This is a genomic window from Chitinophagales bacterium (assembly GCA_019694975.1).
Lineage (GTDB): Bacteria > Bacteroidota > Bacteroidia > Chitinophagales > UBA10324 > JACCZZ01.
On the sequence record JAIBAY010000006.1, the window covers coordinates 267,143 to 283,136 of the forward strand.

Genomic DNA, 15,994 nt, shown 5'->3' on the forward strand with positions numbered 1-15,994 from the left:
ATCCCTTAGTTGTTGGCACTATGCTGCAAAATCCGCAGGTGATGTTCAGCATGATAAATAGTAAAGTACATCATCTCCCGCATGGTAATTTTTCCCATCAGCGGATGTGGAAGAATATAAGTATCCAGCTGCGTTTCATTAAAGGCATTCAGTCGTTTGCAAACGGCGATCACGGATTTCTGTAGTGCAGCAGCGCTGTCATTTCTTTTATGGAATGGAACGATTGCCGGCAGGTATCTTCCATGTGCTTTGCCACCTTCAGATAACTTTTGCCGGTACTTCGCTACAAGTCCTTCATAATCTTTTGACGGCCGGTTGGCTTTGCCGAATAATAAACCGAACACCTGTTTGGGCAGCAGTAATGCCAGGCTCAGCGTAGAAACAGCCCGTTGCAGGTGATCAAGTACCTGGCCTGCATTCCATTTTCCTTCCATTGAAAAATTATATGCCGCTTCATCCAGCGAAAGAATATGATCAATAAATGACTGATGATTGGATTTAAGCTTTTGTTGCAAAACTTCTCTGTTCATAAGGATTGTTAAAACTTTGCCGGTAAGTTCGCGTATTATTTTTTATATTAAAAAACTACATTGTCAGATGGAAACCATGCCACCCAAAACAAGTCCGCTGATCAGCGCGGAAGAGCTGAAAGACAAGTTAACCACACAAGGCCTCATCGTCATTGATGCCCGCAGTGGTAAGGATGCATTGCAACTGTTTGCATTGCAGCACATACAGGGAGCCTTGCATGTTGATCTTGATGACGATCTTGCCGCTAAGCCGTTGCATGCGGCACAAGGCGGCCGTCACCCGTTGCCGGCAATTAACAGCTTCTCCGCATTGCTTGGCAGGCTCGGTATACAACCCGCCTCCTCTGTGGTGGTGTATGACGATAAAGGCGGAGCAAATGCAGCCGCGCGTTTCTGGTGGATGATGAGAGCAGCCGGCCATGAGGATGTGCGCGTGCTTGACGGTGGATGGCAAGCCGCCCTGGCAGCCGGCATTGCAGTTTCAACTGAAATAAAAACAACAGCAGGAACAGCTGATTATCCGGTTAATACATGGCAATGGCCTCTGGTTTCGCTGCCTGAAGTATCGGGTGCAACACAAGATTCAGATTACCTCATTATTGATGTGAGGGAAGCATTCAGGTATCGCGGGGAAAGTGAACCGATTGACCTGGTAGCAGGACATATTCCCAATGCTGTAAATGTTCCCTACCTGGAAAATCTATCTGCTGATGGAAAATTTATTTCTCCGGAAAAACTCGGTGCGCTTTACAAATCAGTAATTGGTGATCGTCATCCGGAAAAGGTGATCGTCCATTGCGGTTCAGGAGTTACTGCCTGTCATACATTACTGGCACTTGATGCGGCAGGAATCACGGGTGCAAATCTTTATGTCGGATCGTGGAGTGAATGGTCGCGTAATGATTTGCCCGTGGCAAAAGGAGAGCAATAACTACTAACAGTCTCAAAACAGGCAATCAATGCGGTCATGCCGGATTTATTTCAGCATCTGTCAATGAATGGAAGAGATGCTGATGACGATCAATCGGGACAGGATGACACGAGGTATTTTGAGATTGCTCCTGTATAAATCTGCCTGACCTTATCGCCGGCAATAAGCTGTTGTAAAGTAGTAAGTACCATTTTGCAGCTGCAGCTGCGCATCAATAGTTCAGTTGCCCGCGGTATTTAACTTTATCCGGTGCCAGGCATTGTTCATGTAACCTTTGAAATTCCAGACCTGTCGCGCATCTTCCGGTTGTGAATTGCAGGCCTCATCCATGGCTCGCGCTATAATTTCATGCGTGCCGGCTGAATTTAGTTGTACTAACGCTTCCCAAAACGTCCATGCCCACCGTTGCCCGCCCTGCGTTATTGTGGCGGTGATCCATGATTTTCCGCCATCCGTGGAAACATCTACGCGGGATATTTTTCTGCCGCCGCCACTCATGGCGTATCCTTTCAGCAGCAATGGATCTCCGTTTACCATTTCACCGCTCTGCGGCGATGTAATCACGCAGTTCACGCTCAGCTCACTAAGCTGCAGCCCCGCATTCCAGTCCACGTTTTCGCCATTGATATGAGCGGGGAAAAGCCGGTATGCATGCGACTGAAAATAATTGGCAGAAGGATGTTGCTGCACCATGATACGGGACAACCATTTAACACTTCTTGCGCCGATATAACCCGGAACAATCGTCCTCAAAGGAAATCCATGTGTTGGAGCAAGCGGTTCACCATTCATTTCATAAGCGAGCAACACATCAGCGCTCAGCGCCTTTTCCAGCGGGATGGATCCGCCGAAGCCTACATTTTCATTTTTACGATAGACATCATCTGCTCCCATAAATTCAACATACTCCGCTCCGTCTATTAGGCCCGCGGTTTGCAGCACATCGCTCAGACGTGCACCGCTCCACACTTCATTGCCGATAGCGCCTGACTGCCAGGGTACTTCACCCGGAATCGGCGCCACCTCTATCAACTGATCACGCCGGTTGCCGGCACATTGCAGCGTGACCATTACCGTATGCCTGGCAAAATCTTTTTTGATCATCTCCAGTGACAGCAGGAGCTCCTTTTTCACCATGCCGTTTACGTGCAACTGAAACGTTCCCGGATCAATTGCCGGAATTTCTCCATGGTTACGGATATAGAATAATCCGGAAGGTGTGATAAAATGTTCGCGTAAGGCGGCCGGTAAGGGTTCTGCATTTAAGGGTGATGTGGTATGCACCAGGAAATCAGTATGTTTCTTCATCATAGTCATGCTCAAAAATAGAAGTCTTTGAGAAAATCCATGAAAAAGGAATTTCATGTTGCAACAAAATTTCTTAATGCACACGAATCATATTGATTGTGAAAAAAAACTTTAACGTAATTCTTGTACGGTTCAGGAAATAGTACGAAGGCATCATGTCCCATAAGGAGGTATTTGATGTTGGCAACTGCAACGGTTATAACCATGATGTTTCGGGAAATGTTTTTCCGTTAAGCATTCCATTCCGAATGCTGATCATGCAGCGCCCTGTCGCTTTGCCCGATAGCCGGGCCTTGGCCGGATTCCGGATCATTCATGCATATATCGGTTGATGGCATGAATGGTACTTGCATCAGTTATCTTTGCCGCATTCAGCAAATTCACAGCAGGTAGCGTGCATCAGCAATGGCCAAGAAAAAGCGCATCCGTTTAAAAGAAATGGAATCCTTCTCCAACGTCTTCCAGTTACGCAAGGAACTGAAAGGCAAATGGCATGAAAGTGTTTTTGGCAATCAGGCGCCCATTACTTTAGAACTTGCCTGTGGCAAGGGAGAATATACCATTGCACTTGCCAGGCGGTTTCCTTCAAAAAATTTTATCGGCATAGATATCAAAGGAGCAAGAATATGGCGCGGCGCGAAAACGGCACTGGAAGAAAATATCCACAGCGTTGCATTTTTGCGTACCTACATCGATCATATCACCGATTATTTTGAACAAGGTGAAGTGTCGGAAATATGGATCACCTTTCCTGATCCTTACCATGAAAACAGCAAGGCACGTAAACGACTTACCTCCGGCGTATTTCTAAACCGTTACCGGCAGATACTGCAGCCCGGCGGCATCCTCCACCTGAAAACCGATGATCAGCTGTTGTATGAATTCAGCCTTGGCTCATTGCGCAAACATGATTGCAGCATATTATTTCATACCGAAGATCTGTATGCTTCCGGTTTGCCGGATGAAATACTTTCCGTGAAAACATTTTACGAAAAGCAACACCTCGCAAATGGCAAAACGATTAAGTACATTCGGTTTTCATTCAACACCTGATGCCATGAAGAAGGAATCATTTTTTGATAAAGTGTATGTTGTTGCCAGGAAGATTCCGCGCGGAAGGGTAACAAGCTACGGCGCCATCGCGGATTATCTCGGCACCGGCCTTTCAGCAAGAATGGTCGGCTGGGCCATGAACAGTTGCCATCTCGCCTACCCTCCGGTGCCTGCACACAGGGTGGTGAACAGGAATGGATTACTCACGGGCAAGCATCATTTTGCAACGCCCGGATTAATGGAGGAACTGCTGGAAGCAGAAGGCGTCTTGGTTGCAGAAGATAAGGTTAAAGACTTCAGGAAGTTGTTCTGGAATCCTGCTGTTGAACTTAAAAAAAGAAATATTGCAAAAAAGAGCGCTGTGAAATCAAAATAAGGACAGTGATAAGCATGCTGTCAGCTTACTTAAAAATTCTTCCATCAATTACTGTTTATGTGCGGGTTGACCGGACTGATTGCAAAAAATGATACGGGCAGGCAATGGATGCAATATATACACGCCGCTGCAGGCGTTTTGCATCAGCGCGGCCCCGATGCGCAGCATTTTTTTGTGAAAGAAACGGTTGCCTTTGGTCATTGCCGGCTCTCCGTCATTGACCTCGCTGAAACGGCCGGCCAGCCTATGTCTGATGAATCCGGAAGGTTTACCATCATTTACAACGGCGAGATATTTAACTACCGTGACTTAAAGAAGCAGCTCGCGGCAAAAGGAGAAAAATTTCACACGCAATCAGATACCGAAGTATTGTTGCGCCTTTATATGATGCATGGGAAAGAGATGCTTCCCATGCTGAATGGGTTTTTTGCTTTTGCGGTTTTTGACAGTAAAGAGAAAACCTGTTTTGTGGCACGTGACCGTTTTGGCGTTAAACCACTGCTGTATTATGAAGATGAAAACTGCCTGTTGTTTGCTTCGGAAATGAAAGCCCTGCTGCAGTTTCCCTTGAAGCGGGTGATTGATGCGGTTTCCCTGCAGGAGTATCTGCAGCTGAATTACATTCCAGCGCCCGATACCATTTTTGCAGGGGTGAAGAAACTGCAAGCCGGCCATTACCTCTGGTGGAACGGTCTGCAAACTTCGTTGCATGCTTACTATTCATTGCCCGCTGCGGTAAACAACACGCCTGCCCCAACCGATTATACGGCAAAGCAACAGGAACTGTTTGAATTGCTGGAGGATGCGGTTCGCATCAGGCTGATCAGCGATGTTCCGCTGGGTGCTTTTCTTTCCGGCGGGCTGGACTCTTCAGTGATCTGTGGTTTGGCTGCCAGGCATACGGATAAGCTGAAAACTTTTTCAATCGGTTATCATGAAGACGGCTTTTTTGATGAGACAAACTATGCCAAAGCAGTAGCCCGGCATTTTAATACGGATCATACGGTATTCAGTGTTACCCGTGCTCAGCTGTATGAATCATTGTATGATGTGTTGAATTATATCGATGAGCCCTTTGCCGACTCATCCGCACTGCCGGTATTTATCCTGAGCAAGCTGACGCGGCAGGAAGTGAAGGTTGCACTCTCCGGCGATGGAGCGGATGAATTATTTGGCGGATATATGAAGCACACTGCCGAATACCGTGCACGCCATGCAGGATTTCCGGAACGCGCCGTCGCTGCCCTCTATCCATTACTGAAACATTTTGCTTCCAGCCGTAACAGCACCACCATGAATCGCATGCGGCAGTTGCAGCGTTTCGCCGAAGGCATGCACATGAGCCGGCAGGACCGCTACTGGAGATGGTGTTCACTTGCCGGCGATGAAGAAACGAAAGCCCTGTTATTGCATGGCAATGATGAATCAATGTGGCGGAGCCGTAAAAACAATCTCACCCGCCATGTGCAGGCAAGTGATGATATGAATGAAGTGCTGCTGAATGATATGGAACTAGTGCTTCCAAACGATATGCTTTATAAAGTGGATGCCATGTCGATGGCGAACGGACTCGAAGTGCGTACTCCTTTTTTGGATTACCGTGTAGCAGCGTTTGCATGCAGCTTGCCGGCCGAGTGCAAGGTGAATAAGCGTTACAGGAAGATGATTGTAAATGATACGTTCAGGAAAATGTTGCCGGCTGCATTATACCACCGGCCAAAGCGCGGATTTGAGATACCGTTGCACGGATTCTTAACCACCGAATTGCGGTCTCAGATAGAGAATGACTATTGCGCAAAGGATTTCATAATGTCGCAACAGGTGTTTGACTATGATGTTGTCAGCAAACTGAAACACCGGCTGTTCTCCAAAAATCCCGGCGACAGCGCCGCACGCATCTGGGCATTGATTGTTTTTCAGCATTGGTGGAAGCAGTACATGTCATGATCCCAAAGTGATCTTGAAAAGAAAATTACTTTTGTTCCGTCCGGTTTCGGGCAAACGAACGACCGATTATTTTTTTCTGCAATGCCCAGGATCCTCCGCATTATCAATCGCCTTAACCTTGGAGGCCCCACCTTGAATGTTGCCTATCTCTCCAGGTTTCTTGCGCCTGAGTTTGACACCATGCTCGTTGCCGGTATGATCGACGAAACCGAAGAGAGCGCTGCCTTCATCACGGATGAAATGGGATTAAAGCCCGTTTATATTCCTGAAATGTACCGCGAAATTCATCCCCTGAAAGACAGGCTTGCCTATAACCGGTTAAAAAAATTAATCCGTGCTTATCAGCCCGACATCGTTCATACACATGCCGCCAAGGCAGGCACACTGGGCCGCCTGGCAGCTGCTGCATGTGATGTACCAGTAATTGTGCACACTTTTCATGGCCATGTTTTTCATTCCTATTTTCCGGCCTGGCAAACACAAATGTTCATCGCCATCGAAAGGTATCTCGCTAAAAAAAGTACCCGCATTATTTGTATCAGCGATAAACAAAAGGAGGAACTCACCACTGCGTACAGGATTTGCCCGCCGGAAAAAGCAGTGGTCATACCGCTGGGTTTTGATCTTCAGAAATTTTCATCCGGCTTAACGGAGGCACGTAAGAAATTCAGGGAGTATTACCTGGTAGCTGAGGATGAAATAGTGATTGTAATAATAGGGCGGCTCGTGCCGGTAAAAAATCATGCGTTGTTCCTGAGAGCTCTCCAGTCGGTACAGGGCAGGACATCAAAAAAAATAAGAGCCTTCATTGTAGGAGACGGAGAAGAGCGGAATGCTATTGAAGCAAAAGCTTCTTCACTGCAGCTTGACTTTACCGACTTTCACAGCCATCCGCGAAGTGCCCTGCTCACCTTTACGTCATGGATCAGGGAGGTGGAGGAAGTATATGCCGGTGCTGACATCGTCGCACTCACTTCACTGAATGAAGGCACGCCGGTGAGCCTGATTGAAGCACAGGCAGCAGGCAAACCGATTGTTACCACAGATGCCGGCGGCATCACGGATATTGTCGTACCCGGAAAAAACGCGCTTGTAACAGCCACCAGCGATCAACAGGCATTTACGGAAAACCTGTTGCTGCTGATAGAAGATGATTTACTGCGAAAAAAAATGACGGGCTATGATTCCGCCGCGGTGACGGCCCGCTTTCATTACAAACGGCTGATGGAAGAAATGGCGACGCTGTATCGCCTGATGCTTGACGAAAAAAGTCATCGTCATCGTAAATGAGGCATTTCGCTTTATGGCTTGCAATGCCTTAGGTATGCATGACATAAAGTTGCATTGCGTTACAGTTTCCGTTTTCGCGGCAGGAATTATTTTTTTGTCGGCTGTTATTGTTGCATATTCAGCAGGATGGTTACCGGGCAATCAGCATACTGCCGGAAGCAGTAAAATCTTTTGCAGTAACAGTAAGCAGGTATATTCCGTCGGTCCAGCTGTCATCAGCCGGCAGCGACTGTTCTGTATTTAATCCATGCAACTTGCTTTGCATGCACAACGAACCATTGGAATTATAAAGCGCAATACGGCAATCTCCGGTTATAGTGCGATTGCTCTTGATCTTGAGCACGTTTCCCTGCACGTTGCCGGTAATATGCAGCGAAGACAAGGTTGCCGATGTATTTTGAATGCCGCTGACTTCATACAGGATGCCTTTCATCAGGTATATCTGTTCCTTACCTTCATCAGCAAACACTACGTAAAAAGTACCGTTGTTATACGCCACATCCGGATTGGTATGGAAACCATCAGTCAGCACATTGCTGATGGTATCCACCACCGTTCCCAGGCCGGAAGGGCCGGTGAGTGAATACGTGAACATGATATTACGATGGCCGTTGATAATCTGCTCCCAAACAACTGCTATCGTATCACCGCTGGCAACAATGGCGGGATGGTTTTGCGAGGCTGCGCCCTGCAGGTTAAAGAGCGGTTTTTCAAAACCCTGTTGCAGCGTCACAGTATTCAATGTGGAAACATAACATTTGTTTCCGTTCACACCATTCATGAAAACGCTGATCAGTGTGTCGCCGCTGATTACCGCTTCGCCGCCACTTGAAGGGCAACTTTCAAGTACCCAGTTGTTATTGTCGATGTTGCCCAGCGCGAATGTCAGTCCGCCATCATGTGAGATGGCCGCGCGCATATCGCGGATGTTGTTGATGGCATTGCGGTAGATGATGGCTATTTCATCGCCATTGCAAACGATGCTGCCCGGGCAGCAGTCGCAGGGATCGGCTCCCAGCGCAGCCGTTACCGGATTATCGGCGGAAAAGGTACTGCCTCCATTGTCTGACCTGGTAAACACATATTGCGGGTTGGATGAATTGACATCCAGCTTCGCGAATGTTACCACCGGGTTGCCCTCCTGTACGGTGCCGACACTTGCATATTGAAGATAGTTATTCCCGATATTGTCAATGCGTATGGTGTCGCTGAAAGTCAGCCCCTGGTCAAATGAACGATGCAGGTATGCATGCGTGGCATCTGCTCTGACGTAGGTAACAAACACGGTATCACCCGCCGCTTTCAGGTCGGGGCCGGTGAGTGAAAACACAGTTGCTTCCACGCCGGCGGGCGTTAGTTGTATGGCCGGACTGAAGCTGCCTGCCGTCCATCTGCTGCAGAAAATTTTCCCTGAAATGAAATCACCCCAGGCTACCACCGGTGTGTCATGCACCAGAGCAATACGCGGCCAGTCGGTGCCGGCTCCTGAATTCACCACAACAGGACTTGTCCAGTTTAAGGGCGACTGTGCCAGCAAGCAGCAGGTGCTGCTGATGAGGTTGAGGAGGAGGAGTGTTTTTTTCATGGGTAATACCTGTCTTTTGTTTGCAGCTCCGTCAAAATTATTTTCACCGGTGCTGTTGTTGCATTCGGAAATTATTGAACGACTAACTTTTTAAGGCCAGTCATATTTCCATTCCTGTCAGTTAATTGAATGGTGTACATGCCATACTTCAATCCCGATAAAATTATTACAACTGACTGTTGATGGTTTAGTGGAATAACTTGCAGCATTTTGCCTTCTATAGAAGTCAGTGTCATGTTTGCCGCAATGGTTTTTGAGAACACAACCGTACAAATATCATTGACAGGATTAGGGAAAATATCCCAAGTATCCGGCGCGACTGAATTTTCGATGTCTAATGCAATAATATCAAGAGAATTGGAATGTATGGAGCAACCAAAATTGTTTGTAACCATCACATAATATGTTCCGTTCTGCACCGGATTATATGACGGGTTTGTTGCGCCTGGTATAGCCGTATTTTCAAGGTACCATTGATTGCCTGTTCCAGCATCGGAAAACAGAGTAACTCCGTTAAACGTAATGGCAGGCACCGGAGGCAAAAGGTGCAGCGTTACGATGATTTGACTGACCGAAGTGGTGTCACAGCCGTTGTATGCTTTTACAGAAACTGTTCCGGACAGGTCACCGGCTTTTACTTTTATAGTGTTAGTTCCTTGTCCTGATAAAAAGATAGAACCGGAAGGAAGCGTCCATTCATAATAAGCGGCATCAGCAATAACAGGAATTGTATAATTCAGTGTATCGCCTTCGCATGCTGAAGTTGTTCCAGTCACAGCACCAATTGCACTTAAGTCCGGGCATGGCGCTGTGTATTTGTACAGAATGCCGGCGGTGCCTACTGCGTAGCCTGTATAATAATTGGGAAAATGAATGCCATAAAGCTGCCCGTTGGCTGTTGCATCGTAACTCCAGCTTGCCCCACCATTGTCAGTAGCGAGAATATTATAGGAAATAAAACGACAGCTATTATCTGTTGACAGGAAGCCATCGCGGAGTGTATAAGTGGAGATGCCGCTATAAACCTGGTTCCAGCTAACACCGCCATCTGTTGTCTTGAAAATGTTTTCGCCCTTGCCACCGGCATATACCGTGTCTTCGTTACCAATGGCAAGCGCCAGAAGGCCGCTACTGGCATTGGTATAAACGGTGCTCCAAGTATTACCTCCGTCTGTTGTTTTTATTACCGCGCCTTCCGCAAAAGAGCTGTTACTCGCTACGGCGTATCCTACGTTGTTATTGGAAAAACGAACCTGAATGAGATCGGTTGTTATACCCGTGCCAAGTGTTGACCAGGATGTGCCGCCATCTGTGGTCTTCAACATCGTTCCACCTCCTCCGCATACGAAGCCTGTATCGGCGGATGGAAAATCAAGCGAGCGCAGCGCCTGAGTGGAACCGCTGAAAACACCATTCCATGAAGCGCCTCCGTCTGTTGATTTCAGGATGGTACCATTAAAGCCGCATACGATGCCATGGTTGGCATCTGTAAAATGAACCCCACGCATAGCGGCAAAGGTGCCGGTGTTGTAGATGGACCATGTGGTTCCTCCATCCGTTGTTCTTAGAATCAGGGAATTGTCGGGAGAAACAGGTTCAGTGCAAATCCATCCGACGTTGGAATTGATGAAGAACACAGAACGTAATAGGTTGGTCACACCGGTATTCATGAGCGTCCATTGCTGTGCAAAGGCAGTTGTAGAAAGTGAAAATAGAAGAAGCAGGAGATATTTTTTCAATCGGCTGTATGGGTGTTTTACTGTACAGATGAGTTTTGAAAAATAGTTACAAAATTTCACAATTTGAAGAATGGTTGATTTCCGGTTATGACCATATGCATAGTGCTTATTCCGGCATTTCGCGGTTCTATGTCGTAGTGAAGCGGGATATCGCAAATGAAAAATCCGGGTTAAAATGGCATAATGTCAACAATACGGACACTGCACTTCCTTATCATGATTCAAACCAAACATTGGTATTTTTCAGAGCGACAATCAAAAAACTTCAACTACTTTACCTTTATACTGCTCCAATTGCAAGACTCTTTGAAACGTATTTTTTTCACCATCCCAATACCTGAAGCTATCAGCACAGCTTTGCTGAAGCCTTTTATAGGAAGACATGTTTATGGTGTTCGATGGGTTCCGCAAGAACAGTTGCACATCACTGTTTATTTCGCGGGTGAAGTAACCGAGGAGGTGCTCCATACCTTTGACTCACTGGTACCGGTTCTTTGCCAATCGAAAACCGCTTTCAATCTCGAATTTGAAAATCTGCGCTTGCTGTATAAAAACAAAAAACCAGCTATGTTGTGGGCAGTCTTTAAGGAACATTCTTCATTCACTGATTTGTCGGTGTCCATCTGCAGAATTTTTTCTGCTCCGGAGCGCCGGGAACAAACGCCGCATATCACCCTGGCACGTATCCGGCAGTTGCATCAGTTGCCCTTTGATCTTCCCGCCATGAAACCATTTTCCATCCATGTTGATTCCATTGAATTATGGCAGTCGCACCTGCAGCAAACGGGATCTGTTTATGAGGTAATCAGCCAATGGAAACTGGGAAAGTGAGCCTGTTAAACAACTGAAATACTATCTTCACCACGTTGTTGCGGGCCTGACAACGACTCCGCATCACGACCGTTCACGAATTATTAACCAATCAAATTTTTCCTATGTACAGCATACAGTCACGACTGCAAAAGGAGATCGACGACATCCGGTCTGCAGGTCTATACAAGCAAGAGCGCATCATCACTTCACCGCAGGGAGCAGAGATCACCGTTAATGGAAAAAAAGTGTTGAACTTCTGCGCCAACAATTATCTTGGTCTAAGCTCACATCCCAAGGTTATCAGGGCAGCTGAAGATGCCATTGACACCCATGGTTACGGCATGTCGAGTGTGCGCTTCATATGCGGCACACAGGATATTCATAAAACGCTGGAGCAGAAAATCTCCGCCTTCCTTGGCACCGAAGACACCATTTTATACGCTGCCGCCTTTGATGCCAATGGTGGTGTGTTTGAGCCATTGTTTAATGAGGAAGATGCACTCATCAGCGATGAACTGAATCATGCCTCCATTATTGACGGCGTTCGCCTTTGCAAGGCGCAACGCTTCCGCTACAAGCATAACGACATGGCTGACCTGGAAGAGCAACTGCAAAAAGCAGCCGGTGCACGGAGCCGGATCATCATCACCGACGGCGTTTTCAGTATGGATGGCACCATTGCACAACTGGATAAAATAGTTGCACTGGCAGAAAAGTACCAGGCCATGATCATGATTGATGAATGTCATGCATCGGGTTTCATGGGTAAAACCGGACGCGGCACGCATGAACACCGCGGCGTGATCGGAAAGATTGATATCATTACCGGTACTTTGGGAAAAGCTTTAGGCGGTGCTTCCGGTGGTTTTACATCCGGCCGCAAAGAAGTGGTGGAGTTGCTGCGGCAGCGCTCCCGCCCATACCTGTTTTCCAATACGCTTGCACCTTCCATCACCGGCGCTTCCATTGCTGTGCTTGATATGCTGAGTGAAACCACGGAGTTACGTGACAAGCTCGAATTCAATACGAAGTATTTCAGGACAAAAATTACGGCAGCAGGTTTTGATATCAAGCCCGGTGAACATCCGATTGTTCCCATCATGTTATATGATGCGGTGCTGGCGCAAAAATTCGCCACCCGGATTTTGGAAGAAGGAATCTATGTGATTGGATTTTTCTATCCCGTGGTGGCGAAAGGCAATGCCCGCATCCGCGTGCAGCTTTCAGCAGCGCATGACACGCAGCATCTTGATAAGGCTATTGCCGCATTCACCAAGGTAGGGAAGGAACTAGGAGTGATTCAGTAATTGAAAAAAAGCTTCCGGAAGTTGTAATGTGAGGAGGATGTAATGCCTAAGCCGCTGCCTTGTTGATCCAGAAATTATTGAATCCCATTCCGGATTGAATCTGAATTAATTTCTGCTGACTCATTTCCAGCAGTGCAAGAAAGGTGAAGATGGCATGAATGCGGTTGGTGCAAACTTCAAACACACGGGCAAACGGGATATCATGTTCCGTTTCCATCAGTTTTGCCACATATTCTTTCTGGCCTTCGATGGTATAGGGAAAAGAAATAATTTTATGAACTGGCTTGTTCTTCTCTTCTTCCATCCTGCGCATCACTCTTTCAAAAGCCTTCAGCAATTTGAAAAGCGTGAGTGTGTGCAGTTCCGCTTCACCCGTCCAGGTTTCCGATACCGCTTTGAGTTCACTCACCACGTTGCCGCGTTCGTATTGCTTGCTGCGTTCATCTTCCAGCAAGCGCAGGTCATCCAGCACTTCCTTATAACGTTTGTATTCCAGCAGTTGCTGCACCAGCTCCAGCCTCGGGTCAATCTCCTGTCCTTTTTCATCCACCTCTTTTCTGGGCAGCAGCATTTTCGCCTTGATACGCATAAGCGTTGCGGCCACCACGATAAATTCGCTGGCCAGCTCAATATTCATCACACTCAGCTTATGAATGTAATCGAGGAAATCCTGGGTAATGCGCGCAATCGGAATATTATAGATATCCAGTTCATCGCGCTCAATAAAAAAAAGCAACAGGTCGAAGGGACCTTCAAACTGGGGCAGTTTTATTTCGTATGTTGTTGGTGCTTCTGTCATCTTAAAAAATGAAAAACAAAATTAGCTTTCCGTTGTTAGGCAGATGATTGAAAGGGCGTCTAAATATCCACAACCGTTGTTCCGGTGTCATCCTGAAGACCACAAACGCAACACGGATCCTGAATCGTTGCGAATCAGGCTGTTGAGGCGAAAAAAGGCTGATTTAAAGGAAGTAATCATTAATTTTACCCACTCATTTATTCACATTGAATGGAAATTCAGGCAGGCGAACTGTTATCCGAAATTAATTATCCCTCCGATCTCCGGAAACTCGGAAAAGAAAAATTGTACCAGGTGTCGCAGGAGTTGCGGCAATACATCATCGACAGCGTTTCCGTCTATGGCGGTCATTTCGGTGCCAGTCTTGGCGTAGTGGAGATGACAGTAGCCATTCATTATGTCTTCAATACACCTTACGATCAGCTCATTTGGGATGTAGGCCACCAGGCATATGGCCATAAGATACTCACGGGCAGAAGGAAACGGTTTCAGACGAACAGGAAATACAAAGGCATAGCCGGATTCCCTGCGCGTGCCGAGAGTGAATATGATACGTTTGGTGTCGGCCATTCATCCACTTCCATCTCTGCCGGAGTGGGCATGGCAGTTGCCAGCAAATACAAGGGAGAGAGGGACCGGCAACACATCGTGGTGATTGGCGATGGCGCAATGACGGCCGGGCTGGCTTTTGAAGGATTGAATCATGCAGGCGTTTCCGACTCCAACCTGCTGATCATCCTGAATGACAATTGCATGAGCATTGATCCGAATGTAGGTGCACTGAAAGAATACCTCACCGACATCACCACCTCGCACACCTACAATAAAACCAGGGATGAGATCTGGAACTTATTCGGAAAGCTCGGCGGCAAAGCAGCACAGCAGCAGCTTTCTAAGATTGAAGCAAGCCTGAAGAGCGCCATTTCTAAAAGCAGCAACATTTTTGAGGCACTGAACATACGTTACTTCGGCCCGGTAGACGGGCATAATGTAAACCGGCTAACCGAAATTCTCGAAGATCTCAAACATATTCCCGGCCCTAAATTGCTGCATTGCATCACCACCAAAGGCAAAGGGTATTACCTCGCCGAACAGGATCAGACCAAGTGGCATGCGCCGGGTTTATTTGACAAGGCGACAGGTGAAATTTTCAAGAAAATACCTGAGAAGCCGCTGCCTCCGAAGTACCAGGATGTATTTGGCCAAACCATCGTAGAGCTGGCAAAGGAAAATTCAAAGATCATGGGCATCACGCCGGCAATGCCTTCCGGTTCATCGCTCAACATCATGATGAAAGAGATGCCTGACCGTGCTTTTGATGTGGGTATTGCGGAACAGCATGCAGTCACTTTCGCGGCAGGGCTGGCTACGCAGGGCCTTGTTCCGTTTTGCAATGTGTACAGCACCTTTCTGCAGCGCGGTTACGACCAGGTGATCCATGATGTGGCGATTCAGAAGCTGCACGTGGTTTTTTGTCTCGATCGCGGAGGTTTAGTGGGCGAAGACGGCGTAACACACCAGGGAAGTTTTGATCTTGCCTATATGCGTATCATTCCAAATATGGTAGTGAGTGCGCCGATGAATGAAGAAGAGTTGCGCAACCTGATGTACACTGCACAATTAGAAAAAAACAACGGGCCGTTTTCAATCCGCTATCCGAGAGGAGAAGGTGTCATGGCAAACTGGAGAAAACCATTTACTGCACTGGAGATTGGGAAAGGCCGCATGATCTGCGATGGACAGGAAGTCTGCATATTAAGTATTGGCCATCCGGGAAACTTTGCGGTGGAAGCGTGTAATGAACTCAGGCTGGATGAAATTTTCCCGGCACATTATGACATGCGTTTTGTGAAACCATTGGATGAAGAACTTCTCCATGAGGTTTTTAAGAAATTCAAAAAGATCATTACGGTGGAAGACGGCGCCGTGCAGGGCGGATTCGGCAGTGCCGTGCTTGAATTCATGCAGGAGCATCACTATTCCGCAGCGGTAAAACGGTTAGGCATTCCAGATAAGTTTATTGAACATGGATCATTGAAGGAGTTGCATCATCTCTGTGGTTTTGATGCAGACGGTATTGTTGAGGCGGTGAGAGAGATGGTGAAGGAAAAGGTTTTCATTAAAGTGAAATGATAAGGACAACAAGCTGCAGCGAAGCACCTGAACTTTAATGTCACCGGCATACTGCCGGGTATTCCCGAAAATGTAGAACTCAATCTGAGTAAGTATTTCACAGTATAGTGTGCAAAGAAAAAGCCCCAAATAAGTCACGAAGTGATCAAATTTGGGGCAGTAAAATTTGCACTACAAATGTAT

13 protein-coding genes are annotated in these 15,994 nt (G+C 47.2%); 8 read left to right on the forward strand and 5 right to left on the reverse strand.

Annotation, left to right across the window (positions count from 1 at the left end):
- Positions 1 to 5: 5 nt before the first annotated feature.
- Positions 6 to 530, reverse strand: a complete 525-nt coding sequence (locus K1X61_12755; protein MBX7109513.1) for a DinB family protein — start codon at positions 528 to 530, stop codon at positions 6 to 8.
- A 67-nt stretch (positions 531 to 597) separates the two neighbouring features.
- Here K1X61_12755 and K1X61_12760 point away from each other — a divergent pair, with 67 nt between their 5' ends.
- Entirely contained in the window at positions 598 to 1,461 is an 864-nt protein-coding gene (locus tag K1X61_12760) for a sulfurtransferase (protein ID MBX7109514.1), read from the forward strand.
- Positions 1,462 to 1,680: 219 nt separating this feature from the next.
- On the opposite strand, the gene K1X61_12765 is transcribed toward K1X61_12760, so the two are convergent.
- Positions 1,681 to 2,772, reverse strand: a complete 1,092-nt coding sequence (locus tag K1X61_12765) for a molybdopterin-dependent oxidoreductase (GenBank protein ID MBX7109515.1) — start codon at positions 2,770 to 2,772, stop codon at positions 1,681 to 1,683.
- 402 nt (positions 2,773 to 3,174) lie between these two features.
- Here K1X61_12765 and trmB point away from each other — a divergent pair, with 402 nt between their 5' ends.
- From trmB to K1X61_12785, 4 genes are all read left to right on the forward strand, one after another.
- Positions 3,175 to 3,822: a tRNA (guanosine(46)-N7)-methyltransferase TrmB gene (trmB, locus tag K1X61_12770; GenBank protein ID MBX7109516.1), complete on the forward strand. Its 648-nt coding sequence runs from the start codon at positions 3,175 to 3,177 to the stop codon at positions 3,820 to 3,822.
- On the forward strand, positions 3,779 to 4,198 hold the full coding sequence (locus K1X61_12775; GenBank protein MBX7109517.1) for an MGMT family protein: 420 nt from the start codon (positions 3,779 to 3,781) through the stop codon (positions 4,196 to 4,198). Before trmB ends, K1X61_12775 begins: the two co-directional genes overlap by 44 nt.
- Before the next feature lie 57 nt (positions 4,199 to 4,255).
- Positions 4,256 to 6,145: an asparagine synthase (glutamine-hydrolyzing) gene (gene asnB / locus K1X61_12780; GenBank protein MBX7109518.1), complete on the forward strand. Its 1,890-nt coding sequence runs from the start codon at positions 4,256 to 4,258 to the stop codon at positions 6,143 to 6,145.
- 81 nt (positions 6,146 to 6,226) lie between these two features.
- A complete protein-coding gene (locus K1X61_12785; GenBank protein MBX7109519.1) occupies positions 6,227 to 7,435 on the forward strand; it encodes a glycosyltransferase in 1,209 nt (402 codons plus the stop codon).
- Positions 7,436 to 7,565: 130 nt separating this feature from the next.
- On the opposite strand, the gene K1X61_12790 is transcribed toward K1X61_12785, so the two are convergent.
- Positions 7,566 to 9,020, reverse strand: a complete 1,455-nt coding sequence (locus K1X61_12790; GenBank protein ID MBX7109520.1) for a hypothetical protein — start codon at positions 9,018 to 9,020, stop codon at positions 7,566 to 7,568.
- 71 nt (positions 9,021 to 9,091) lie between these two features.
- Entirely contained in the window at positions 9,092 to 10,759 is a 1,668-nt protein-coding gene (locus K1X61_12795; GenBank protein MBX7109521.1) for a T9SS type A sorting domain-containing protein, read from the reverse strand.
- Between the two features lie 216 nt (positions 10,760 to 10,975).
- On the opposite strand from K1X61_12795, the gene thpR reads away from it, so the two are divergent.
- Positions 10,976 to 11,590 carry an RNA 2',3'-cyclic phosphodiesterase gene (gene thpR / locus K1X61_12800; protein ID MBX7109522.1) on the forward strand — a complete coding sequence of 205 codons (615 nt, stop codon included), beginning with the start codon at positions 10,976 to 10,978 and terminating at the stop codon, positions 11,588 to 11,590.
- A 104-nt stretch (positions 11,591 to 11,694) separates the two neighbouring features.
- Positions 11,695 to 12,879, forward strand: a complete 1,185-nt coding sequence (kbl, locus tag K1X61_12805) for a glycine C-acetyltransferase (GenBank protein MBX7109523.1) — start codon at positions 11,695 to 11,697, stop codon at positions 12,877 to 12,879.
- A gap of 46 nt (positions 12,880 to 12,925) precedes the next feature.
- Here kbl and K1X61_12810 read toward each other — a convergent pair whose 3' ends face one another.
- Positions 12,926 to 13,678 (reverse strand): segregation/condensation protein A, encoded by a 753-nt coding sequence (locus K1X61_12810; protein ID MBX7109524.1) that lies wholly within the window; start codon positions 13,676 to 13,678, stop codon positions 12,926 to 12,928.
- 210 nt (positions 13,679 to 13,888) lie between these two features.
- Between K1X61_12810 and dxs the strand changes: the two genes are divergently transcribed.
- Positions 13,889 to 15,811, forward strand: a complete 1,923-nt coding sequence (dxs, locus tag K1X61_12815) for a 1-deoxy-D-xylulose-5-phosphate synthase (GenBank protein ID MBX7109525.1) — start codon at positions 13,889 to 13,891, stop codon at positions 15,809 to 15,811.
- The last annotated feature ends 183 nt before the right edge of the window (positions 15,812 to 15,994 follow it).